The 24,515-nt window shown below is 66.4% G+C and carries 14 protein-coding genes; 8 read left to right on the top strand and 6 right to left on the bottom strand.

The window, feature by feature from the left end:
* Nucleotides 1-46 precede the first annotated feature (46 nt).
* Complete coding sequence (locus V6Z91_RS26295; protein WP_338763248.1) at nucleotides 47-2,731, top strand: EAL domain-containing protein; 2,685 nt, start codon at nucleotides 47-49, stop codon at nucleotides 2,729-2,731.
* 81 nt (nucleotides 2,732-2,812) lie between these two features.
* Here the strand turns inward: V6Z91_RS26295 and V6Z91_RS26290 are convergent, their stop codons facing one another.
* Nucleotides 2,813-4,777: an NPCBM/NEW2 domain-containing protein gene (locus tag V6Z91_RS26290; RefSeq protein WP_338763245.1), complete on the bottom strand. Its 1,965-nt coding sequence runs from the start codon at nucleotides 4,775-4,777 to the stop codon at nucleotides 2,813-2,815.
* A gap of 376 nt (nucleotides 4,778-5,153) precedes the next feature.
* Here V6Z91_RS26290 and V6Z91_RS26285 point away from each other — a divergent pair, with 376 nt between their 5' ends.
* The 5 genes from V6Z91_RS26285 to agaR all read left to right on the top strand — a co-directional run bounded on the left by V6Z91_RS26285 (nucleotide 5,154) and on the right by agaR (nucleotide 10,479).
* A complete protein-coding gene (locus V6Z91_RS26285) occupies nucleotides 5,154-6,098 on the top strand; it encodes a DMT family transporter (protein WP_338763242.1) in 945 nt (314 codons plus the stop codon).
* A 2-nt stretch (nucleotides 6,099-6,100) separates the two neighbouring features.
* The gene (locus V6Z91_RS26280; protein WP_338763239.1) at nucleotides 6,101-7,426 is read left to right on the top strand and encodes a D-tagatose-bisphosphate aldolase, class II, non-catalytic subunit; all 1,326 of its coding nucleotides are present in this window, start codon (nucleotides 6,101-6,103) and stop codon (nucleotides 7,424-7,426) included.
* On the top strand, nucleotides 7,414-8,610 hold the full coding sequence (locus tag V6Z91_RS26275) for an SIS domain-containing protein (RefSeq protein ID WP_338763236.1): 1,197 nt from the start codon (nucleotides 7,414-7,416) through the stop codon (nucleotides 8,608-8,610). The genes V6Z91_RS26280 and V6Z91_RS26275 overlap by 13 nt, the downstream gene beginning before the upstream one ends.
* Nucleotides 8,594-9,562: a BadF/BadG/BcrA/BcrD ATPase family protein gene (locus tag V6Z91_RS26270; protein ID WP_338763234.1), complete on the top strand. Its 969-nt coding sequence runs from the start codon at nucleotides 8,594-8,596 to the stop codon at nucleotides 9,560-9,562. The genes V6Z91_RS26275 and V6Z91_RS26270 overlap by 17 nt, the downstream gene beginning before the upstream one ends.
* Before the next feature lie 134 nt (nucleotides 9,563-9,696).
* Nucleotides 9,697-10,479, top strand: coding sequence for a transcriptional repressor AgaR (agaR, locus tag V6Z91_RS26265; protein WP_338763231.1), 783 nt, complete (start codon nucleotides 9,697-9,699; stop codon nucleotides 10,477-10,479).
* Nucleotides 10,480-10,540: 61 nt separating this feature from the next.
* Here the strand turns inward: agaR and V6Z91_RS26260 are convergent, their stop codons facing one another.
* Entirely contained in the window at nucleotides 10,541-11,968 is a 1,428-nt protein-coding gene (locus V6Z91_RS26260; protein ID WP_338763229.1) for a diguanylate cyclase, read from the bottom strand.
* Between the two features lie 211 nt (nucleotides 11,969-12,179).
* On the opposite strand from V6Z91_RS26260, the gene V6Z91_RS26255 reads away from it, so the two are divergent.
* Complete coding sequence (locus V6Z91_RS26255; RefSeq protein ID WP_338763227.1) at nucleotides 12,180-12,839, top strand: response regulator transcription factor; 660 nt, start codon at nucleotides 12,180-12,182, stop codon at nucleotides 12,837-12,839.
* A complete protein-coding gene (locus V6Z91_RS26250) occupies nucleotides 12,832-14,280 on the top strand; it encodes an amidase family protein (protein ID WP_338763225.1) in 1,449 nt (482 codons plus the stop codon). The genes V6Z91_RS26255 and V6Z91_RS26250 overlap by 8 nt, the downstream gene beginning before the upstream one ends.
* A gap of 31 nt (nucleotides 14,281-14,311) precedes the next feature.
* Here the strand turns inward: V6Z91_RS26250 and V6Z91_RS26245 are convergent, their stop codons facing one another.
* From V6Z91_RS26245 to V6Z91_RS26230, 4 genes are all read right to left on the bottom strand, one after another.
* The gene (locus V6Z91_RS26245) at nucleotides 14,312-17,248 is read right to left on the bottom strand and encodes a triple tyrosine motif-containing protein (RefSeq protein WP_338763223.1); all 2,937 of its coding nucleotides are present in this window, start codon (nucleotides 17,246-17,248) and stop codon (nucleotides 14,312-14,314) included.
* Nucleotides 17,249-17,403: 155 nt separating this feature from the next.
* Nucleotides 17,404-20,088 carry an alpha-galactosidase gene (locus tag V6Z91_RS26240; protein WP_338763221.1) on the bottom strand — a complete coding sequence of 895 codons (2,685 nt, stop codon included), beginning with the start codon at nucleotides 20,086-20,088 and terminating at the stop codon, nucleotides 17,404-17,406.
* Nucleotides 20,085-21,197 carry a hypothetical protein gene (locus V6Z91_RS26235; RefSeq protein ID WP_338763219.1) on the bottom strand — a complete coding sequence of 371 codons (1,113 nt, stop codon included), beginning with the start codon at nucleotides 21,195-21,197 and terminating at the stop codon, nucleotides 20,085-20,087. Before V6Z91_RS26235 ends, V6Z91_RS26240 begins: the two co-directional genes overlap by 4 nt.
* A gap of 25 nt (nucleotides 21,198-21,222) precedes the next feature.
* Nucleotides 21,223-24,069, bottom strand: coding sequence for a TonB-dependent receptor (locus V6Z91_RS26230; protein WP_338763216.1), 2,847 nt, complete (start codon nucleotides 24,067-24,069; stop codon nucleotides 21,223-21,225).
* Between the last annotated feature and the right edge of the window lie 446 nt (nucleotides 24,070-24,515).

The raw sequence follows: 24,515 nt of genomic DNA, 5'->3' as shown, positions 1-24,515 counted from the left end.
GTCGACGGGCAGGAAGCCGTGGATACCCGACCATGCGCGAAGGTTTATGGACATCAGACCCGGAATCGCCTTTGTTGCCCGCAGTTCGAAGCTCATCCTGCTCTGGCCGATCCTGTCATTGAGCATCGCGGCGCTCGGCTGGGCCTCCATCCTCGATACGCTGGAGCGGGAGCACCGCGCGCGCGAAGAGGATGCGCTGCGGGACGCCGCCACCGTGGCGCGGGGGTACGCCGAACACCTGGCGCGCACCTTCCACATGGTCGACCAGATCCTGCAGCACGTGCGCTTCGAATGGGCGCTCAGCGAACGCCGCCTGCGGCTGGAAGGCCCGAGCGCGCCCGGGCTATTCCCCTCGACCCCCGTTTTCAATGTCGGCATCGTGGGGCCGGACGGGAAACTGATCACCAATACGCTGCCGGTAGCGGCTGAAGATGTGGCCGACCGGATGTATTTCCGGTTCCAGAAAGCGCAGGTGGCGGACACCCTGTATGTCGGCGAAGCGGCCATCGGCAGGTCGACCGGCCGCAGCGTCGTTCATTTTTCCCGGCGGCTGACGGGCGCCGACGGCGATTTCGGCGGCGTGGTGCGCGCCGCGGTCGCGCCGGCATATCTCACGGCCAGCTATGACCGGGTCGCGCTCGGCGGCAACGGGCTGCTGGCGATCGTGGGCAGCGACGGTGCGATCCGCGCCAGCCGGGTCGGCGAAACCACCTATGCGTCCTATACGAGTCCCTTTGCCGAGGCGGCCCTGACGGCCCTGACATCTCGCGACGGGCTGCGGGCGCGGCCCGGAGGCAGCGTGCTGGTCGATGGCCCGGCATGGTTCGACGACCGGCGCAGCCGTTACCTCGGCTGGCAGCAGGTGCCGGGATATCCCGTCATTGCCATAGCGGGTGTCGACCAGCAGGAAGCGTTCGCCGCCTTCGCGAAGGTCAGGGCCAACACGCTCACGCGCGCGACCGTGAACAGCGTGGTCCTGGCCATCTTCACGCTGATCGCCATGGCGCTGTCGCTGCGCCTCGGCTGGCGCAAATACCAGATGGAACTCACCCGCGAAGCGTACCGGCTCGCCACGGAGGAGGGGACGGAAGGGTTCTATATCTGCCGCGCGATCCGGGACCGCAACGGATTCGTCGTCGACTTCGAGGTCGTCGACTGCAACCGGACCGGGGCCGAGCTGTATGGCCGGCCACGCCAGGCCATGGTCGGCGCCAGGATGTCGAAGCTTCACCAGGCCGACAGCAGCGACTGGCGCGCCAGGCTGCTGCGCCGGTTCATCGTCGCCGTCGAACGCGGCGTCTTCGAGGACGACATCGAAGTGCCGTTCAAGGGGGGGCCGGAAAAGTGGTACCGCCTGAAGATGGTGCATTCGAACGGCCTGCTGTCGGTGACCGCGTGGGACATCACCGAGAGCAAGCGGCACATGTTCGAGCTGGAGCGGCGCGGCAACGAAGACCCCTTGACGGGGCTGCCCAACCGCCACTGGATGACCGCCTACCTGCCGGCCGCGCTGGAGCGCGCCGCCGCCAGGAACGGCATGGTGGCGCTGCTGTTCGTCGACCTCGACGGCTTCAAGAACGTGAACGACACCGCCGGCCACCACGCAGGGGACGAACTGCTGCGCAATGTCTCCAAACGGCTGAAACTGGCGGTGCGGCCGGCTGACCATGTCGTGCGCGTCGGAGGCGACGAGTTCATCGTGATCATCGAGCAGGCGCAGGACCGCGCCGCCGTGGCCCACATCGCGGAACGCGTGCTGCAGGCATTCCGGGAACGGTTCCACGTGGCCGAGGGGCGCTATCCCGTCGGCGCCTCGATCGGCATCAGCGTCTTTCCCGAGGACGGCACGGACACGCAGGAACTTCTCACGCATGCCGACGCCGCCATGTATGCCGTCAAGACCAGCGGCAAGATGAACTACCGCTTCTTCGATCGGAAATACTACGAGGCGGTGCGCGCGAAGATCGATCGCAACGCCGAGTTGCGGCACGCGCTCGACAGCGACCAGCTGATCCTCTATTACCAGCCTCGGGTCGAGGTGGCGACGGGCGAAACCTGCAGCCTGGAGGCCCTGGTCCGGTGGGCCCATCCAACGCGTGGCGTCCTCGGGCCGATCGATTTCATTCCCCTTGCGGAGGAAACCGGATTGATCGTGCAGCTGGGCGAAGTCGTGATCGACAAGGTCTGCGCCCAGATCGCTCACTGGTCGGCGCACGGACAACAGGTCGTCCCGGTCTCCATCAACGTGTCTCCACGGCAGTTCAACGAATCCGACGTGTGCGAAGTCTTGCGCAAGGCGTTGCTGCGCCATGGCGTCAGGCCCGAACTAGTCGAGATCGAGCTGACGGAATCGTCGATGACTGCCGACAGCGCACATGTCGCGGAATCGCTGGAAAACATGCAGCAGCTGGGGATTGCCCTGGCGGTGGACGATTTCGGCACCGGCTACTCGTCGCTGTCGCAACTGCAGCGCCTCGATTTCGATGTGCTCAAGGTGGACAAGGCCTTCACGGCCGAACTGGAAAGGACCCGGGAGGGAAGCGTGTTCTTCACCGCCATCATCACCATGGCGCACGCGCTGGGCATGCGGGTCGTGGCCGAGGGCGTCGAAACGGCCGGGCAGGCCCGGCAACTGAAGCAACTCGAATGCGACGAGTTGCAGGGCTACTTCGTTTCGATGCCGCTGCCGGCGGCGGACAGGCAGCCTGTCCTTCCGCGCTGCGTGTTGTAACACGCGGGAACCCTGTCCGCGCTGCCGGCCGGCCTGTTTGCCGCCGCCGCGCCGGATTTCTTGCGTGCACGGCCGGCGTGTTCAGGTGCCGTCATCGGCATGACGCAGCAGCCGGGCATCGCCCCAGGTTGCCACCGCTAGCCCGGCATTGCCCGAACGCGATCCGCGCACCACCAGCTCGATGACCTTGACGCCCCGGATGTCCGCCTGCAATCGATGCGCGCCGGCTCCAAACACCAGCGGCGGACTTTCCGCCAGCAGCCTTCCATCGCCATAGACATGGAAGCGCAAGGGCTGCCGGGTGTCTTCGGTCGAGTCATCCACGCCCACCGAGGCCATCAAGAGTGCATGGTGGCCGTCATTCTTCACCTGGAGCCGCGAGTTGGCCAGTATGCCGATGCCCGAATCGAAGCCCTGGCCGGCCACCTGCAAGGCCTGGCCGAAGGGTGTCGCGTCCGCCTGCGCGCCACCCCAGCCGGCGTACTGAGGGCGCGAGCCGCCGGAGCGCGTGTTCGACCACGGATCGATCATCCGGTGGATCGTCGGATCGGGTTGCGGTTGCCGGGTACCGTCGGTGGCGACGTTGATCGCACCGGGAATCTCCGAAAGATACACGCCATTCGCCAATTGCCGCCTGCCGGTCGCTTCGAAAACCAGGGTCTCATGCGGTGCCAGCACGAACGCCTTCTCGCCGGTGAACGTGGCGCTTTCCTTCGACCACAGGTCGCGCAGCGTGACGGGCGCGCCGGGTGACAGCTTCATGTGCCGCGCGAGCAGGGTGACCGGCGCGGGCGAGGCACCCCGGTTGAACAGGGCGACCGCCTTGCGCTGGCCGTCGCCCAGCGTCTTGACGATGATTTGCGCATCGTCCGAATCATAGGCAACCACGCCCTGGTGCCCCGCCTTGTCCTGGTTCAGGCCCACCACTTCCGCATTGCCCAACACGGCGAGCAGCGACGCCGGGCCGTTGCGCAGGTCGTAGCTGACCAGCAGCGGCGCGTTGATCATCGCCCACAGCGAGAAATGCGCGCGCACTTCGACGGGGTGGGCGGCATCGAACGCTCCGTGGCCGATGTGCAGGATATCGGGATCGTTCCAGTGGCCGGGGCCCGCATACAGCGCGCGTTTCGCCGCGCTGTCGAAGTTGTGCAGCATGCTTGTCCAGCTCGGCGTGATGTCGGCGCTGGTGCGCCACAGATTGCCCACATCCTTGCCCCACGTTCGTACGTTGGCCATGCCCCAGGCGCAGATCGACAGGGTGTAGCCGTTGTCCGGCCGCGTCGCCTTGAGCGCGGCCGCCACTTCCTCGTAGCGCCTGCGCACCGCGCCGATATCGGTGCGGTTGATCGAGCCGCGTTCGATCAGCGGTGCCAGCGCCCGGTAGTCATGCTGTTTCACCAGTGCCGAACCGGGCACGAAATCGGCCAGCCCGCACGCGTCGATCTTGATGTAGTCGAAGCCCCATTGCCGGAAATACAGGTCGATGTCCTGCGCGACGTGGCCGTCCAGCCCCACTTCGCGCTCCGCGGCCGTACCCGCCGGCAGGTTCGGCGAATGCAGGTCGTAGGCCTGCGAACAGGCGTTGCGGCCGATGTCCGTGTAGATGCCGGCCTTCAGGCCCATCGCGTGGAGCCTGTCGGTGAAGGGCTTGAAGCTGGTGCCGTCCGGGCCGCCCGTGGCCGCCGACGGGAAGATGCCGGTGCGGATCTGCAGGCGCCCGTCGCCGGCGCGGCGCTTCTGCCACCAGCCGTCGTCGAGGTTGACGTGGATATAGCCGAGTCTGGCGAGCCCGCTGTCGACCAGCACGCGCGCGGCGCCCATCACCTTGTCTTCGTCGACTTCCGTCCGGAACGCATTCCAGCTGTTCCAGCCCATCGGCGGCGTGCTGGCGTTGCCGTTCGTGTTCGCTTCCCAGCGGCCGGTCGGGGCCACCGGATCGGTTGCCGGGCTGGTGCTGGCCTGTGCGGTGAATGATGCGATTGCGCTCGCGACGGCGAGGCACGCATGCCTCGCCTGCCAACTCATGGTGGACATGCCATCGGCCATGCGGATCTCCTGTCTGGTCTGGTTGTCGTGGTAGCAGCTTCGGTCGAATGTTCGCCTCCCGCGGGTTTGGCGCCGGCGTCGCCCTCCCGGCCGAATTCGAAAGGCGCCGTGCCCCTGCCCACGGGCCGGCGAGGACGACGAACCTCAGCCGGCAAACCTCAGCTGGGATAGTAAGCGAAAGTAATCGAAAAGGAAAGTCACGGTGGGGCACGCAGAAAAACCACAAAACGAAAATAAATCGAAAGGCAATTGCATTTCGTTCGATACCCCACTACTATCGGAACAGTTGCTAACGCAAGCACCCACGGTGGCACCGGCCCGGCGCATTGCGCGAAACCGCGCGGCCGGCGCGAATGTAAAACCCTGAAGGAGCATCATGGAGAAGACGATGCCGCATGAACCAGGTACAAGCGGGACGGCCAGGCCGCGCTGGCTCGGCTATGCGCTGGCAACCGCGCTGCTGTGGGGTGTATGGGGTGCCTTCGCCGGCCTGCCCAGCCAGCACGGCTTTCCCGAGACGCTGGTGTACGTGGTCTGGGCGCTGACGATGGTGCCGCCGGCGCTGTTCGTGCTGGCGCGGGCGGGGTGGCGCGTGCGACGGGACCGGATCGCGGTGGCCTATGGCCTGGCCATCGGCCTGCTCGGCGCCGGTGGACAGATGGTGCTGTTCTATGCGGTGAAGGCCGGGCCGGCTTACCTGATCTTCCCCCTGATTTCGCTGTCGCCGGTCATCACGATCGTGCTGTCGTACGTGTTCCTCCATGAACGCACCGGTGCGATGGGCATGACCGGCATCGTGCTGGCCGTGTGCGCGCTGCCGCTGTTCGACTTCAATCCGGGCGGGGCACCCCGGCAGTACGGACTGTGGTTCGTGCTGGCGCTCGCGGTGCTCGTCGCCTGGGGCCTGCAAGCCTACTTCATCAAGCTGGCCAATGCCCGCATGGATGCCGAGAGCATCTTCTTCTACATGACCGCCAGCGCGCTGCTGTGCATCCCGGTGGCGCTGGCGATGACCGATTTTTCGCAGCCGATCAACTATGGCCCATCCGGGCCGCTGCTGGCCGCCGTTACCCAGGTCCTGAACGCCGTCGGTGCGCTGACGCTGGTGTATGCCTTCCGGCACGGCAAGGCGCTGACGGTATCGCCGCTCGTGAACGCCGGCGCGCCGCTCCTGACGACCGTGATCGCGATGGCGCTGGCCGCGACGGTGCCGGGCGGCTACCGGCTGGCCGGCATCGGCCTGTCGCTGGCGGCCGCGCTGTTTCTCGCGCTGCAGGCGGACGACGGCGCCGCACCCCAAGAATCAACCCAAGGAGCGTGACAATGGAATACATGTTGAATCTGGTGCGCCGCCACAAGGCCGGTGAACCGGTCGGCATCCACGCGGTGTGCTCGGCGCATCCGCTGGTGATCGAGGCGGCGATGGAAGTGGCGGCCGCGGCAGGGCAGCCGGTGCTGATCGAGGCCACGTCGAACCAGGTGAACCAGGATGGCGGATACACCGGCATGACGCCGGGCGCCTTCCACGCTTTCGTGCATGGCATCGCCGACCGCGTGGGCCTCGCGCGCGAGCGCGTGCTGCTCGGTGGCGACCACCTGGGGCCCAATGCGTGGCAGGACCAGAGCGCCGGCGAGGCGATGGCGAAGGCCGACGTGCTGATCGAACAGTACGTGACGGCGGGTTTCCGCAAGATCCACCTGGATTGCTCGATGTCGTGCGCCGGCGATCCCGTGCCGCTGCGCGACGACGTCGTGGCGGCGCGGGCCGCGCGGCTGTGCACCGTCGCCGAGCGGGCCTGGCAGGCCGCGGGCGGCGAAGCGCCGGTCTACGTGGTCGGCACCGAAGTGCCGGTGCCCGGCGGCGCCCACGAAGACCTGGAGGAACTGAGCGTCACGACACCGGAAGCGGCGGCCAGGACGATGGCTTCGCACAGGAGCGCGTTCGCCGCGGCGGGGCTCGACGCCGCGTGGCCGCGCGTGGTCGGCCTGGTGGTCCAGCCCGGCGTCGAGTTCGACCATCACAAGGTGATCGATTTCCAGCCGGAGCGGGCCGTGGGCCTGAGCCGCATGATCGAAGGCGTGCCCACGCTCGTCTACGAAGCCCACTCGACCGATTACCAGACGCCGGCCAACCTGGCCGCGCTGGTGGCCGGCCATTTCGCGATCCTGAAGGTGGGACCCGGCGCGACCTTCGCGCTGCGCGAAACGCTGTGGGCGCTGGCCGATATCGAAGCGGCGATGGCCGGCGACGGCAAGGGGTGCGGCTTCAAGGACACCGTGCTGGACGTGATGCGCGCCGAACCCGAATACTGGCGCAAGTACTACGACAACGATCCGCGCCGTGCCCGGTTCGACCAGCAGTACAGCCTGAGCGACCGGATCCGCTATTACTGGCCGCATCCGGCCATTCAGGCCGCGCAGGCGCGCCTGCTGGCGAGCCTGGAACGGGAAGCGCCGCCGCTCACGCTGCTCAGCCAGTACCTGCCGGCGCAGTACGAAGCGGTGCGCGAAGGCCGGGTGCGCAACCGGCCGGTCGATCTGCTGAAGGAAGGCGTGGCCAGGGTGCTGCGCCAATACATGAACGCTTGTACCACGGACGCCTGCACGGCGGGCGCCGCAACGAGGGAGTTGGAAGCATGCCAGTCGTAGACCGCAGCAAATTCACGAACATCCTGGGCCTTGCGGCGGAGCGGCTCGACGCCGCCGGCGCCGGCCTCACGGCGCGCGAAATCGCGCAGCAGCCGGCCATCTGGCCCGCGATCGAGGCATTGGTCGCGGGCCAGCGCCCGGCGCTCGACGCATTCCTCGGACCGCTGCTGGCGCGCGGCGACCTGCGCATCGTGCTGACGGGTGCCGGCACCTCGGCGTTCATCGGCGAGTGCCTCGTGCCCGCGCTGCTCGGCGCCGGGCGGCGCGCGGAAGCCGTGCCGACCACCGACCTGGTATCCGGCCCGCAGCAGTTCCTGCAGCCGAAGGTGCCGACGCTGCTGGTGTCGTTCGGCCGCTCGGGCAGCAGTCCGGAAAGCGTGGCTGCCGTCGCGCTGGCCGACCAGCTCGTGGAGGAGGTCCATCATCTCTTCATCACCTGCAATCCCGACGGCGAACTGTGCCGGATGGCGCAGGGCAGGGCCAATGTCCACGCGATCCTGCTGCCGGACGCCACGCACGACCGTGGCTTCGCCATGACCACCAGCTTCACGTCGATGCTGCTGGCCGCGGCATGTGCGTTCGGGGTGCTGCCGGAGAACGCCGTCGATGCCCCTGCCGCCGCCGCGGTCCGCGTGCTGGACGAGATGCAGCCGCTGCTGGAAGCGCTGGTGGCGCGCCGTTTCCGCCGCGTGGTCTACCTCGGCAGCAACGCCTTGCGCGGCCTGGCCCGCGAAGCGTCGCTCAAGCTGCTGGAGCTGACCGACGGGCAGGTGGTGGCGCTGTTCGATTCGCCGCTCGGATTCCGCCACGGTCCGAAGACGATCATCGATGCCGATACGCTGGTCGTGGTGCTGCTGTCGAACGACGCGCAGGCCCGGCGCTACGACCTGGATCTGTTGCGCGAGCTGCGCAACGATGGGCGCGCCGGCCGGGTGCTGGCACTGAGCGGCCGCGCCGAACCGGAACTGGGAGGCGACTGCGTGACGCTGCACGCCGTCGACCGGGCGGGCGACCTGGCGCTCGCGCTGCCGTACATCGTGTTCTGCCAGGCCTACGCACTGTTGCAGTCGCTGGCGCTGGGGCTGCGGCCGGACACGCCGAGCGTGTCGGGCACCGTCAACCGCGTGGTGCGCGGCGTCACCATCTATCCGCTGGAAGGAGACGGCCATGTTCCTCGGGGTTGATGGCGGCGGCACCAAGACCGCGTTCGCGCTGGTCGACAGCCAGGGACGCGTGCTCGCGCGACAGGAGGAGAGCAGTGCCTACTATCTCGAAGTCGGCATGGATGGCGCGGCCGCCGTGCTGGCGCGCGGCTGTGCGGCACTGTTCGCGGCCGCCGGCGTCGGCGCGGGCGATATCGAATTCGCCTTTTTCGGCCTGCCTGCCCATGGCGAAGACCGGGCGGCCCAGCCGGAGCTCGACGCGCTGCCGCGCGCCGTGCTGGGCCACGGGCGCTACCTGTGCGGCAACGACATGGTGTGCAGCTGGGCCGGATCGCTGGCATGCGCCGACGGCATCAGCGTCATTGCCGGCACCGGCTCGATGGCGTATGGCGAGATCGGCGGGCGACGTGCGCGGGCCGGCGGCTGGGGGGAGCTGTTCAGCGACGAAGGCTCGGCCTACTGGATCGCCCGCGCGGGACTGGCGCTGTTTTCCAGGATGAGCGATGGCCGCGCGCCGCGTGGACCGCTGCATGCGCTGCTGCGCGAACGCCTGGCGCTGCGTGACGATCTCGACCTGTGCCAGGTCGTCTATGGCGAATTGAAAGGGGAGCGCAGCAAGGTGGCCGCGCTGTCGCGGCTCGTCTCCGAAGCGGCCGCGCAGGGCGATCGGCAGGCGGCGGCGATCCTCGACGCCGCCGCCGCCGAAATCGCCGCGCTGGTCGATGCGGTGCGTGGCCAGCTCGGGGTCGGTCCAGAGATGGAACTGGCCGTGTCCTATTCCGGCGGCCTGTTCGGCGCGGAAGGGCCGCTGCGCACGCCGTTCGGGCAGGCGCTGGCCGCCTCCGGCAAGGGCGCGTACCGGCTGGCGACACCGCGCCTGCCTCCCGTGCTCGGTGCCGCGCTGTATGCGGCGCGCTGCGCCGGCACGCCGCTGGACGCCGCGGCGCTCGAACGCCTGGAAGCCTCGCGCTGACGCGGCGCCTGCCGCCACCGCCACGGGTGCCGCGCCGCCATCGCACCGCATGGCGGCCGGCACCGCCCCAGCGGTAGTGCCGCCCCTGCTGCAATCTGGTAAGCTGCTGTTTTATCAAAATTATTCGTCCGACCATGGGACAAACCGGGCAACGCCGCGAAGCCATCCTGAAAGCACTCACTGAACGCACCTCGGTACAAGTCAGCGAACTTGTGAAACAGCTGAACGTGTCGGCGGTAACGATCCGCAGCGATCTCAGTGCACTCGAGGCGCAAGGTCTTGCCATCCGCAGCCATGGTGGCGCTACGCTGGCACGCATGCCGCCCACCGAACAGACGGTATCGCAGAAGGACGCGCTCAATCACGAACAGAAGGAGCGCATCGGTGCCCTGGCGGCGAGCCTGGTGAAGCCGGGCGAGAACATCATCATCGATTCCGGCACCACCACGCTTTCGCTCGCGCGCCATCTGCGCGAGGCCCATAACGTGACGGTCATGACCAACGGGCTCAATATCGCTTGGGAACTGGTGAACGCGCCGGGTGTGGACCTGATCCTGACCGGCGGCCTGCTGCGCAAGCAGTCGCTGTCGATCCAGGGCATGCAGGCCGAGGCCTGCCTGCAGGCCTACAGCTTCGACAAGCTGTTCCTCGGTGTCGACGGCCTGGACCTGCAGTTCGGCGTGACGACCCACCACGAGGCGGAAGCGAGCCTGAACCACAAGATGGTGGAACGGGCCAGGAAAGTCATCGTGCTCGCGGACTCCTCGAAGTTCGGCTACATCAGCCTGCACCGCATCGTCCAGCTGGACCGTGTCCATACCATCATCACCGACGCCGACATCAGCGCCCAGTATCGGGATGGCCTGCGGGACGCCGGCATCGAATTGCTGATTGCCGGTCAGGACTTCCCGGGATAGGGTTCTGCTGTCCGAAGCACGATGAGGCTCCGCGCTCGGGCAGGCACCGATCGCGCGTCACTCAGGCGCTGCGAACGAACCGGTTGCGGCCTGACTTCTTGGCGGCGTATAGCGCCGAATCAGCGGCGCCGAGCATGGCCTCGATGGAAATGGATGGCTTATTCCAGCATGCCACGCCGATACTGACGGTGGAGTGCAGCGGCGCGTCGCCGCCCACCGCTACCGGATGGGCGGCAAAGGCGTCGCAGATGCGCTGGGCGATCGCGCAGGCGGCTTCCGGACTGCATCCGGGTAGTAAAACCGCAAATTCCTCGCCGCCCAGCCGACCCAACAGATCACCCCTGCGCAGGCAGCTCTGGGCTACGCTCGCGAAGCTGGCCAGGACGACATCGCCCGCCGCATGACCATGGTTGTCATTGACCGCCTTGAAAAAATCGATATCCATCATCAGGACGGCAACCGGCTGGCGCGTTACCTTGGGCGTGGCCAGCACGGCTTCAGCACTGGTCATGAAGCCGCCGCGGTTGAGCGCGTGCGTCAGCGAGTCGTGAGAGGCGACGTGCATCAGTCGGGCCAGCAGCGCATTGCGCGCTGCCATCACGCTTGCCACTGTCAATGGGGCCAGTGCCGTGAAGATCACGCCGACGCGCAGAGACATGACCGCCTGCTCGCTATCGAAACTGACGCCGATCGGCAGGGTGCCGCTGGAAATGGCGATCAAGGTCCACATCGAAAAGAACAGGGTGATACAAGCCGTGACGAACGGACCATACGTGAGGGCGCACCAGAGCATGGCAGGGACCGGGTATGGAATGACGCCCGGACCGCCAAGCTGCGTGCCCAGCCACAGGCTGGCGGCGAAAGCTGCCAGCGGTGCGATTTCTTCAACGCGCCAGCTGGGCCAGTCGTCGCGGCGCTTGTACCTGGCCAGCCCACGCGGCAGGGCGGGCATGGTCAGCATCACGGGCAGCATGGCGATGTAATTGACCAGTTCCGTGGAGAACCAGAAGGCAAAGCCCTCGGTTGGCGTGCCGCCATACAGCCGGGGATGGATAAAGAAGCCGGCCACGCCAGCGGCGGCGGCACCGCAGACAACCGCCAGGACGAAGCGCACCATTGAGCCGGGATTACGCAAGCCCCGGTGTTCCTCGCCCGTACGGGACAGCAGTACATAGCAGACCGACACCCCCGTCATGTTTGCCCAGGTGAGCATGACGGTCTTGGGCCAGCTTTGCAGCGTTTCGGCGTCGCCCAGCACGTAGCCAACGACGGCGGCCACCCAGTGCGCCGGTGTCGGAGGATGAGCCTTCCTGAGCAGCAGACCGACCATTACCGCGTTGCTGGGCCAGAATCCCGCCAGCGTGTCCGACTGCGCCGTATAAATGCCGAAGATCGTGCAGGCGTAGACGATCACACCGACCATCAGCGCGTCTTTCAAATCCATGCTTGCGATTGAACGCCTGACAACGGCAGTCCGGTTCATGCTCATGCAGTGCCTCCTCAATAGGCACATTGTGCGTAGCGCATTTACGCAAGTCAATTGAATATTGTCTTGCGGAAACTCATACAACTCACTTCATACCACGATGGGGGGAGTGGATTACCGTCGTTTCGTACTATGAACGGAGGCGGCTAATGTACGTGGTACGTGCAGCGCCGGCGGTGCATGATGGCAGTCTTGCTTTCAAGAATACGACACCATGCAGGAAAAACCCCTACCCATATACGTGGTGCATCCGGATGCGCTGGTTGCCGCTGGCATAGGCGCGCTTCTGGCGGCGCGTGCAGAGTTCGACGTTGTTGCCTCAACGGGGTGTGCCTCGGCATGCCTTTCCCGGCCCTGCGTGGTGGTGAGCGACTATGCTGGGGGTATTCAGCTTGCGAAGGTGCAGGCGGCCGCTGGCGCTGCGATACCCCGCATCCTGATCGTTACCCATCACCACAAGGAAGCGCACGTACGTGAAGCACTCGACCAGGGCGCTTATGGGTACCTGCTTCACGATTGCACGGCCGACGAGCTGTATGACGCAGTCAGGAATCTCGCCAACGGCATGCGGTACTTGACCGAGAAAGTATCGAAATCGATCGCCGATAGCATCAGCCGCACCTTGCTGACCCGCCGCGAGTCAGATGTGCTTCATCTGCTTGCAGGCGGACATTGCAACAAGTTGATCGCCAGGGAATTGGGTATCGGTGTCGGAACGGTCAAAACGCATATCAAGGGACTGCTGACGAAACTGGACGCGAAAGCGCGGACGCATGCGGTCGTGATCGCAGCCGAGCGCGGGCTGGTGGACCCGGGTGTCTCCAGCGGGTTGCCGATAAGGGCTCGCAACCAGGGGGTACTGGTAAATGCCTGACCTCACGACGATTCTTCGGTCCGGCACGGCGCTGGAACTGGGCGCTGCAATCGCCAATGGCAGGCTTACCTCGGTGGAAGCCACCAGGTGGTACCTGGAGCGTATCGAGAAACTGGACGCAGGCACCGCTGGCCTCAACTGTGTGCGCAGTATTTCTCCTCTTGCCCTGCATTGCGCTAGCCGGGCGGATGCGGAACTTGAGGCCGGGTACAACCGCGGACCGCTGCATGGGGTGCCGTACCTCGTGAAAGATAACATCTTCACTTCGGACGGCGCTTTTGCATCGGCGGGCAGCAGGGCGTTGGCAGAGTTTGTTCCTCCCTATGAGGCAACCCTGGTCGCGCGCTTGCGCGAGGCCGGAGCCGTACTGCTCGGCAAGACGAACATGACGGAATTCGCCGACTTCGTGTCCGACGTCATGCCTTCCGAATTCAGCGGTGCGGGAGGAGTCGTCCGGCATCCCTTCGGCTTGCGTTATGGACGGGGACTCGGATCGAGTGTTGGTTCAGCGGCGGCGGTAGCGGCCAGGTTATGCGCCTTCGCGATCGGCACCGAGACACAGAATTCCATCCAGGCGCCGGCAATACATTCTTCGATCGTGGGATTCAAGCCGACGGTCGGGCGCGTCAGTCGTCACGGCGTTATCCCTCTGGTGCCGAGCCAGGATTCGCCGGGTCCGTTGACGACGACGGTCGCGGATGCCGTCGCGGTCTTCGAAGCGATTCGCGGTCCGGATATCAATGACAGCGCAACGTTGACCGGCCCGTCGCACACGATCAGTCGAGAACGATCGTTGCGAGGGCTGCGAATAGGAATACCACGCCGGTGCATGGCAGATGCAGTGGCCGGCGAGAGCAGAAGCACTGCTTTCGGCAAAGTCCTCGACTCCCTGTCACGTGCGGGAGCGGCAATCATCGATCCGTGCGACCTGCCCAGCGCCGAGCAGTTGAGCGAAGTCCGTTCGAGCGTGTTTCGTACGGAGTTCAAGGACAGCCTCAACCGGCTGCTGCAGGATCTCGAACCATGCGGCATGGCGTCCATGAGCGACATCATTGCATGGAACCGCTCCCATCCCGAAGCAATTCCATATGGGCAGTCCTTGCTGGAGGCCGCAGACGGTGCGGCTGGCGTCTCATCGCTCCAGTACATCGCCGACCGACGCCGCGATCTCGTGCTGAGCCTCGACGCAGGCATCCAGGCGGCGCTCAAGGCCGGTGCCGCCGACGTGTTGCTGGTTCCGATGGCGGTCGCGGCAAAATGCACGGGTAAGGCAGGAGCGCCGGTTGTCGCGATACCCGCCGGCAGGGATGAGGACGATCAGCCGTTCGGCGTCACCGTCTTTGCCGAACCGGGCAGTGATGATCTGTTGCTCGATGTGGCGGCCGCGATCGAAACCGCGATGCGCCACCAGCCGGGGCGTTCCGTGCAGGCGCCCGGTTGAAAGGGCGCGCCGCGAAGAGACACCATGGGGACTAGACCTTGAATACGGATCGCGCAGGGATCGAAAATGCCACCGTGGTTCCGGCACCGGCTTTGCTGTCGATCGTCAGCGTTCCGCCACTGCGATGGACTCGCTCGCGCATTCCGGTCAGGCCCCAGTGCCCGATTTTCCCCTTCTCGATCATGCCGGGCTCCATGCCCGAACCATTGTCGCTGACCGAGGCGTATACGCCATCGTCCGTGACATCAACGGCTACGCGGATCAGCTGTGCGCCGGAATGCCGTACGCTGTTGGTAATCGCTTCCTGCAGGATGTAGAAAATCTCCGTGGCGGAGCCAGCGTCGAGACGATCGAGGCGACCTGTCAATTCCAGCTTTACGGGGTCTGCATCCCGTCCCAACTGGGCGAGCAATTCCTGCAACCTGTCCTCCAGATGAAGCTGTGCCGATTCGCCCCGCAGGTCCATCACCTCGTCGCGCGTCTCCTCGATCAGCCGGTCAGCCCTGGCCAGCACCTCGCCCAGCTTCTGTTCCTCCGGAGTACCCGCTTGCATCCGCATCAGGACGGCGTGGCAGTTCAGGATCAGGCCTTGCACGCCTTGCAACAGGTTGTCATGCAGATTGCGGGCGATACGCTCGCGCTCTTCCATGCGCGCCGCCGTTCGTTCCGCCGCGCGCCGGGCCACGGCGGCAATGCGCCAGCGGTACAGGACCACGCCCAGCAAAAGGATCAGCACGATAGCGATGGCACGGAACCAGCCGGTCTGCCACACCCTGGGGGCGATCGAAAACTCCGCTATCGCACCGGTATCGTTCCACACTCCATCTTCGTTCGCCGCAATGACCTGGAAGCGGTAAGCGCCCGGAGCGAGATTCGTGTATCGCGCCGCGCGCTCGCGTCCGGGTTGTTGCCAGCCCTCGTCCACGCCTGCCAGGCGGTAGCGAAACCGGACCCGCTCGGGGATCGACAATGCCGTGGCAGCGAAGCGGATCTCCACGCCGGTCGTTCCGGCGGGCAGCTCCATGCGGGGCGTGCCGGGAAGGCTGGCCCCACCGGCGAGCAGCGACGTGACGAGTACCGTCGGGGCGCGCGGATTGCGGCGAATCGCCGCAGGATCGATCCAGCCGACTTGGGCCGACGTCGCGTAATAGACCCGGCCATCATTGGCCATGCTCAGCGAAGGCAGCGGCCGGATCTGGCTGACCTGGCCGCGCAACCCGTCTTCATGATTGAAGACTTCCCACTGCACCGGGCTGGACTGGCCCGCCAGGAATTGCTTCAGTTCCTCGGCAGGCACGCGGATGAGGCCTTTTGGCCCGTGCAGCCAGAGTGAGCCTGCGTGATCGGCCGCCATCCCGGAAATTCCCGCGAATGCGGCCATTCCGTGCGGTCGCAAGGGAATGGCCTTCCCGCCATACAGCCGGGCGACCCCACGATCGCCACCCGCGAACAGGTGCCCATCGATCTCCCACAGGCTGAGGATGGTGCCGACCGGGTCGGCCAGCGCGGTCGAGATAACGCGGATGCCGTCAGGCGTCAGTTCGGCGAGCCGCCCCGCGGTATAGCCGAGATAAATTCGCCCGGAGGGAGTCGCGACCATGCAAACCGGGGTGTCGTTTGCCACACTGCCTGCAGCCACGACCCTGGACCATCGACCGTCGAGCAAGCGATACACGCCATTGCGCACGATGGACACGAAGACGGTTCCCGCCTGGTCCGTGACGATGCTCTGGACAGCCAGCGCCACTCCCAGCTCGCCCGGCAGGGGCCAGTGTTCGATCCCGCGGCTGGTAAGGTGCACCACGCCCGAGGAGCCGCCGAGCCACACGCTGTCCGCATTCTCCCGGTGCATGGCTGAAACGCCAGTCACGCCCGGAAGCGTCATCATCCGGCCCGCGGCAAGGCGCTGCACCGGGCCCTCGTCGCGATTCGTCACGAGCATATCGTCCCCAAGGCCACGGCCCACGTGAAGATCCAGCGCAACGTACGGAAACCGAAGGGAATGCAATCGGTAAACGCGGTACCGCTCGACACCTTCGGGAGTGGTGATCCACAGATTGTTCTCGCGATCCACCAGCGTGCGCATCACCATCCTGCCCTGTACGCCACCACCCTCGAAATCCTGAGCAATCCGAAATGCGCGATCGTCCCCGGAATGCAGGAACGTCGTTCCACCCTTGAGCCACGCCCACCATGTGCCATCCGGCCCCTCGAACGGACTGTCTTTCAATCCTTCGTGCGCTTCCAGTCGAAAAACGACAGGTGGCCGGTCCAGTGATAGCTCCACCAGCCGTCCCTGGCCGGCATAAGCGACAAGTTTGCCTCGGATGATGGAAGGGAACGATTGCTGGAATATGCTGGCAACCAGGCGGAATGAAGAGTGCCCCTGCCGCACCGCATACACGGATGCGTCCGTAGCGGCCCAGAGCGTGCCCGCGTCATCGACGTCGATCCAGCGTATGGGCATCTTTTCCATTGCCGCGACATCCAGTTGCGTCCATTTGCCCGAGTGGTCAGCGAGCCTCGCCACGCCTGTGCTCGTATTGGCATACAGTGTTCCCGTCTTGTCCGCGGCCAGAGTTTTTACCGCGCCGGAAGGAAGGCCCTCCCTGGCACCGTAGTTCCATGCCGCGCCGCGAGTGAAGACGGAGACGCCGCCGAATTGGTAGCTGACGGCCAGGCCGTCAGGTATTGCGACGGCCGCTATGAGATTGTTCGATTGCAGGGCGTTTCCGTAAACGGCGTCGACCTGCGCGAAGCGCTCTCCATCGAATTGGTAGAGACCACTTACTGTCGGAAACCACAATATTCCGTCGCCATCCTGCGCGACCCCATACGCGGCTTGCGGCGCGCCCTCGGCCTGGCCCCACGTCTTCCGGTCGAAGGAGGGCGTGGCGGCGATGACAGCACCTGCGTGCAGGAATTGCCAAAATAAAACTACGCAAGACAGGACGATACGGCAGTCCACTATTTTTCTCCCTCATCAGCAAGCCGGCAGTGTAACTGCTGCGAGGTGAATCCTGAAAATCCTCCGGCCGCGTGCAAGGTCCATCCTCCCTTTGCTGGCTTGCACATTGTGCCGAGGCGGGCGCCCGCCGGCACGGCGGGCGTGCGCAGGCGTTGTCAAGCGGCGGCACGCAGGCGGCCGAAGGCGGCCGGCACATGGAAGTCCGGCGTGGCGGTGCCGGTAGGGCTCCACGCCGAAAAGACGCGGCCCTTCCCGGCGCCTTCCCGGCCTTCCACGCGGAAAAGGTTGAGGCGCCAGCCGTCTTCGGCGCCGCGCATCGGCACGGCCAGCTCGGCGGTCCATACCTTGTTGCGCGCATCGATGTGCGTCCTGGCGCGGCTCTCGCCCACGATGCGGCGCTTGCCCGACACCTCGACGGCGACATCCAGCAGCAGCCCGTTGGGCGCCACTTCCACCTCGCGGTAGCTCTTCAGGCCAGCGCGTTCCGGCGGTTGCAGGAAGACCTCGACCACGTCGCGCTCCCACAGCGGCCAGACATCGGTAGTCGAGGCGGCGCGATCGAAGGTATGCAGCGACTCGAACTTGCAGAGGAAGCGCAGGTACAGATGGCCGGCCCCGCGCAGCAGTTGCACACGGGTCGATTGCGCGCCGGCGAGCGGGTTGCCTTGCCAGTCGTGGCGGAAGAAGGTCGCCGGCGCGTCGGCCCACTGCGATGCGCGCGGAAAACCGTCCGCGCCCACGCCGGCGATGCTGGCGGCGAAGGCGACCGGCAGCGCATCGGGAAGATCGGGCCGCACCTCGACGAGCAGGCTGTGGACGAAGCGCACGGCCAGCGCGGGCTGCGCGGCCGTCACCGTGCCGAGGGACGTGCCGGTCAACGCGTCGCGCACCGTCCAGGTGCCCGGGCCGAGGCCGCGCAGTACGACCGTGCCGTCCCAGCGCGGGGCGTAGAACGCATAGTGCAGCGCGCCACCTTGCTCGACGACGTGGGTTTCCGGCTTGTCGAAGGCCAGGTCGTACAGGTCGCCGCGGTAGCGCCCTTCGGCGAGACGCTGCTTGTTGTACAGGTCGACCCACTGCCGCCAGTGCGCTTCCCGCTTGGGCGTCAGCAGGAAGGAGTCCTTGGGCTTGGGATCTTCCGGCCAGGTGAACTTGGTGGCCACCACGGCGCCGATGCCCACGCTGGAGGCGAAGTCCTGCCCGCCGGTGCTCAGCTCCACGTGGTCGCCCGCATAGGCCGACCACGGGCCCATCAGCGCCTTCAGCGTCTTGCCCTTGTGGCGCACCTGCCAGCTCGACAGCGGATCGGACGCGGGTGCCTGGTCCATGAACGGCATGTTGTGGAAGGCGTAGCTCGTGCCGCAGGGGCACACCTCGACCACCGCTTCCGGGTTGACCGCATGCGCCACGTCATGCATCACCTTGTAGAAGTCCGCGACCGCCTCGACGGATTCTTCCGGCCGCGCGTGCCGGTGCTTCGGATTGAAGCAGGGCGCCACGCCGTTCAGGTGCTGGCCGTCGACCTTCAGCCCGTCGAAGCCCCAGTCACCGATGATCATGCGGATCGTCGCCGCCAGGCGCGCCTGCGTCTTGTCGTAGGCCGGGCACAGGTAGAAGCAGTTCCACCACGTCACGTCCTGCGCCGCGCCGTCCTTGTCGAGCAGCAGCAGGTCGGTGTGGTCGTGCAGCTCGTCGCTGCCGGGGGCCACGGCCAGGGGCGCGATCCACAGCCGCGCCTTCATGCCACGCGCGTGGATGTCGGCAACGAGCGCCTTCATGTCGGCCGCGCCGCGCGGGAACTTGGCGAGGTCCGGCGTCCAGTCACCCGTCTTCACCTGCCAGCCGTCGTCGAGCACGGCCCACTTGAAGCCCAGCTCCTGCACCTTGGGCAGCGTGGCGCGCACGTAGTCGAGCGAAAAGTCGCGCTCGTAGCCCCAGGCGCACCACTGCGCCTCGTAGGCGCTTGGCGGCGGCTCGGGCGCGGCCAGGCCCTGGGCGGCCATCAGGCGGCGGTAGCGGTCCAGCGGCACGTAGAAGTCGCCGCGGTGCACGGCAATGAAGGTGGGCGGCGTGGCCAGCACGGCGCCGGGGGCCAGCGTTTGCGGCACGTCGCCGCGCAGCGCAACGTCGACCTGGTCGCCGGCCGCCTTCACGGGTAGCGAGACGAGCAGCGGCTGCAGGGCCAGGTGGCCGATGGCCAGCCCGGCGTCGCGCCGCCAGACGTCGACGACCGGCGTGCCGCCGCCGTAGTCCGACGCATTCATCCCCATGAAATTGCGCTGCTCGAAGCCGCGCTTGACGGGCTGCACCCAGTCGCGCCGGTCGGCGTGGCTGGCGCCGGAATACGTCCAGTAGCCGCCCGCATGGCGCGGCGCGGCGGCCAGGCGGTGCGCGCCGTTCACCCAGGCGTCGACGGAAAGCGGCGTGCCGCCCGTGTTCACGTAGCTCACCTCCAGCAGGGCAACGCCCGGATGTTCGTCCAGCAGCGTCACGGTCATGCGCTTCTCGAGGCCCTCGCTCGAACCGCCCACGAGGCGCAGTGCCTGCCCGGCGCCGAAGGGCGTGGTGGTGCGCGCCGGCTCGGCCGTGCGCACCGCAAACCGGCCCAGCGGCTTGCCGCCGGCGACGAGGTACTCGCTGGTGTCGAAGCCGGTCAGCGCGACAGGCTGCCGGCCCGCCAGGCTGACGATGCGGCAACGCATCCGCCCGTCGAACTGCAGCGACACGGCGCCATCCTGCACGCGCACATGGCCCTTGCCTTCGGCGGCGCGGGCGAACGGCATCCGCGTCGCCAGCGGCGCGGCGCCGAGCCACTGGAGGAACGCACGGCGCGCGGTCATGGCCGGTCCTCCCAGGCTCCCGGGAAGGCGCGTTCGGCATTGATGCGATAGAGCTTGTCCACCACCTGGCGCGGCAGGGCGAGGCCCTGGATGGGGGCGTCGAGATCGGCCACCTTGAAGGTCTCGGCGGTGTTGAAGTAGCGCCAGTGCATGCGCCAGACGTCGCCGGCCTCGCGGCCCAGCGCGGCGCCGTCCTGGCCGGGGGCTTGCGCGATGTCGCTGCCATACAGGATGCGGTCCTGGTACTTGATGAAGAAGCGGCGCACGTGCTCGCGGTCCTTCTGGCTCTGGTGCTGTACCTGGCCGATGCGCGCGGCGATGTCCACCACGGCGGCCGGGAAACGGTCGAGGAACGCGGCCAGCTCGTCCACGTCGCGCTCCAGCGAGGCGAGGTGCACGCCGATGAAGCGCAGCTTCGGGTGCGCCGCCACCATGCGGTCGCGCGCGGCCATCTGCGCCTCCCAGCTGGGCATCTCGGGATGCAGGTGCATATGGTACTGGGGATGCGCCTTGAAGTATTCGCGGTCGTTATTGACCGTCATCTTCTCGAGCGGCAGCCAGCAGTTGTGCGGCTCGCCCTGGTGGCCCAGCAAGGCAATACCCTGGCGGGCGAAGTCCTCGAACAGCGGGGCGAAGCGGGCATCGTCGATCATGACCAGCTGCCGGTCCTTGTCGCGCAGGCTCATGCCGATGTTCTTCCACACCTTCACGCCCACGGCGCCGGCCGCCATCGAGGCGGCGATGCGCCGGCGCGTGGCCGGCAGCCAGCCCGGCCGGTCCGAGCCGTCGACCGGGAAACTGGCCACCCATGCCACGTCGCGCGGGAACTGCTTCTTCAGCGCGATGGCCACACGCTGCTGTTCGTCGAGCGGCGGGAAGTCGGGATAGTCGACGTTGATCGTCAGGGCCTTGAAGTTCTGGGCCCTGGCCGCCTCCATGAAGGCGGGGGCAGCGTCGTGCAGGTGCAGGTGCGCATCGATCTTCACCACGCGGGCATAGTCTGCCATCGTGTAGCCCGGTTCGGCGGCCGCGTGCGGGCAAAACAATACAGCGCCGGAGAGCAGGGCGGCAAGGGAGGAGAGGACAGGTCGCATTGAAATGGGTCGCATCAGGATTCCGGTTGTCGAGTGGGCATCAGAACTTCAGGCTCGCGCCCAGGGTAATGGAGCGGCCGTAGCGGTAATAGCCGTTGGGAAGGCTGATCGTGCCGTTGGTCAGCTGCGGCGCCTGCTCCGCATCGGTCAGGTTGTTGCCTTCGATGCTGATGCGCAGCGACTTGTTCACCTGGTAGGCCAGCTGGGCCGTCAGCCACGTCACCGAGTTCGCGACCTCGTTGAAGCCGGCACCGATCACATTGGTGGCGGTCACGAACCCGTCGGTGTGGTCGGCCGTGGCGCTCATGCTCAACGGGCCCTTCTCGTAAAGCACGCCGAACGACGCGGTCGCCGGCGCGATGCCCTCGAGCGGGCGTTCGATGCCGTTCACCCAGCTGCTCGACAGGTTGCGCGTGTATTGCGCCCGCACCCCGAAGCCGTTCTGGAACAGGTGCTGCAGGCCGATCTCCATGCCGCGCGCCTTGGCGCTGTCGCCGTTGACGGGCCGCTGCACGTTGAACAGGCGGCCGCCGGGCGCGCCGATGTCCTGGCCCGTCAGCCAGAGGGTGGTGATCTGGTTCTTGATGTTCTTCTGGTAGACGGCGAAGGTCAGCGCGGAATCCTTGGCGTAATACCACTCCAGCGAGATGTCGGCCTGGCGGGCGCTGTACGGCTTGAGTTCGGCGTTGCCGCCGAAGATCTGCGTGAAATCGCCCCAGGAGATGCTGGCGGTGGTGCTGGATGGCGCGAGCTTGTCCACCGACGGGCGCGCCATCGTCTTGGCGGCGCCCAGGCGCAGCTGCAGCGTGTCCGTGATCGCGTAGGTGAAGTTGGCCGACGGCAGCCCGAACGTGTAGCTCGCTTCCTGGCGCACCGCGGTCGGATCGGCGTAGACGGCGGTGTAGTTGAAGGCGCCGTTCTCGATGATGTCGTTGATCTTCGCATCCCAGGCCTGCGCGGTGGTCTTGGTGTGTACGAGGCGCACGCCCACGTCCGCGCTCCAGCGCTCGCCGGCCAGGTCGGCCTGCACGAAGGCCGCCGTGGTCTTCTCGGTCACGCGGTAGCTTTCCAGCGGGTTCCAGGCAGGGGCCGACAGGGCCGAGCTGTACACGCCGCCGCTCGGCCGCGGCTTGCCGTCGAAGCCTTTCAGCGCTTGCGCATAGTTGGCCACGTCGAAGCCCAGGAAGCTGCGCGGGAAATTGCCGCCGACGCCCGACAGGAACTTGTCCGGGCTGAACGTGCGGTCGATGACGTTGCCGCCAAGCGCCCCGACGTTGATCGCGTCCTGGTTCGAATAATGATCCTGGCCGGCATTGAACGCGTTGTTGATCATGTCCCGCGTCTTCTTGCGGTTCGTCTGGCTGATGCCGAAATTGAGCCGTTCGACATGGAAGCGGTCCACCTTCCATTCGGCATTGACCGCCGCGCCGGCGATGCGGTCGTCGATATTGTCGCCCGCGCGGCTGTAGAAGTGGGTGTTGAAGTCGCTGGCCCTGAACTGGCCCTGGGCGAGCCCGCCCTGCAGGTCGCGGCCGTCGGCGAAGGTCGTCGTCACGTCCGGCACGGCTGCGCCTGTAAGCCGGATGCGCGTCACATTGGGCTGGTTCATGCGCAGCACCACGTAGCTGTCCTTGCCGCCGGAGTCGCGCCTGGACGTGGACAGGTACACGTCGCCGCTCACCTTCAGGCTCGGCGAGACTTTCCAGTCCGCCCTGGCGCCCACCATCGCGGTATCGACGACCCGGTATTCGGTCCTGTTCAGGACCTCGGGATTGAGCCGCAGTTCAGGGTCGGTGCTCGACAAGGTCAAGTCGTTCACGACGCCGTTGGCGACGCTCATGTTCGACCATCGGCCCGGCGCGTACAGCGGGTAGAACGACAGCTGGTAGCCGACCTGCGGCGAGTCGAGCCGGGTCGCGAAACCGTCGACGACGACTTTCAGGTCGCGGTTGGGGCGCCATTCAACCTTGCCCGAGACCGCCACGCGCTCCTTCTTTTCCATGATGGAGCCGAAGCGGAACTGGCCCGGGCCGATCAGGCCTTCCTCGTCGGCGTCGAGGATGCCGTTGCCGTTGGGATCGATGGCGCCGCCCCAGGTATTGCCGAACTCCCAGAACTGGGCCGGGTCGCTGGGGATCGGGTTGCGCGACCAGCCGCCATCGTTGCCTGCCGTGTCGGTGCGCACGTCGCGCCTGGCGTACACGACGCCGAGCAGCACGCCGACCCGGTCGCCGAACGTATTGCTGTAGGTACCCGACAGCTTCTTGCCGTTCAGGTCGCTCATCTGGTTGCGATCGGCTTCCACGCGCAGCAGGCCTCGCTGGCCTTTCTGTTCGAACGGGCTGGCCGAGCGCAGGTTGACGAGGCCGCCGATGGCGCCTTCGATCAATTGCGCCTGGGTCGACTTGACGACATCGGCACCGCTGATGACGTCCGCCGGCAGCACATCGTAGGCGAAATAGCGGCCCGCGCTGTCGGTACCCAGCAGGCGCCCATTGAAGGTGGTGATCGTGTAGTCCGGTCCCAGCCCGCGAATGCTGACCTTCTGCCCTTCGCCGCCAGCGGTGCGCGAGATGGAAACACCGGTGATGTGGCTGAGCGAGTCGGCCACGTTGTTGTCGGGGAAGCGGCCGAGCTCGGTCGCGCTGATGCTGTCCTGCACGACGGCGGCGTTGCGCTTGAGCGCCAGCGACTGCTGCAGGCTGGCGCGGTTGCCGGTCACGATGACCTGCTCGAGCTTTGCGCCATCGGGCGAGGCGGCATCCTCCTGGGCGTGGGCAGGCACCGCGAAGCTGGCCAGCGCAAGCAGGCAGGCGGCAATGAGGGGTTTCAGCACGAAGCGAGGATGACGGCCGGCGTGCGGGCGGCGTTGCGGATGGGAACTCATAAAACGCTTCCTTTTATCAGTTATCGGAGCAGTACCGGCATGCCGAAAACGCAGGGGCTCGCCGCTTGCGGTCACCGGTGCCGCCAGCCGGGGCTCGGGCCGGCTGGCGTCAGCTGGTACTTTCGTTTACTTTCACATTCACCCGTTCTCCGTTGCGGAAACTTCGGTCGAAAGCGCGCGGCGAGCACCATGCAACCAGTGAAATCGAGTCTATAGCGAAAAGCGAGGGATGACAAAACATCTTTCGAACTTTCGTATTGCTTGTTGTATTTCTGCTTTTTACGAAATAAGGCTTTCGTTCGAAAGAGTGGCGTCGCCCCTCCGCCGGCCGGATGCCGATGAGCCAGGGCAGGCGCCGATCGGCAAACGATGCGGCCAACGCGGTGCGGGAAGGTCGGCAGGTGACGTGCTTTCCTGCCTTCGGCAACGACGACTCTGCCTGGAAG

It is taken from the genome of Massilia sp. METH4, from assembly GCF_037094685.1.
Lineage (GTDB): Bacteria > Pseudomonadota > Gammaproteobacteria > Burkholderiales > Burkholderiaceae_D > Rugamonas.
This window is presented reverse-complemented; position numbering and strand designations above follow the sequence as displayed.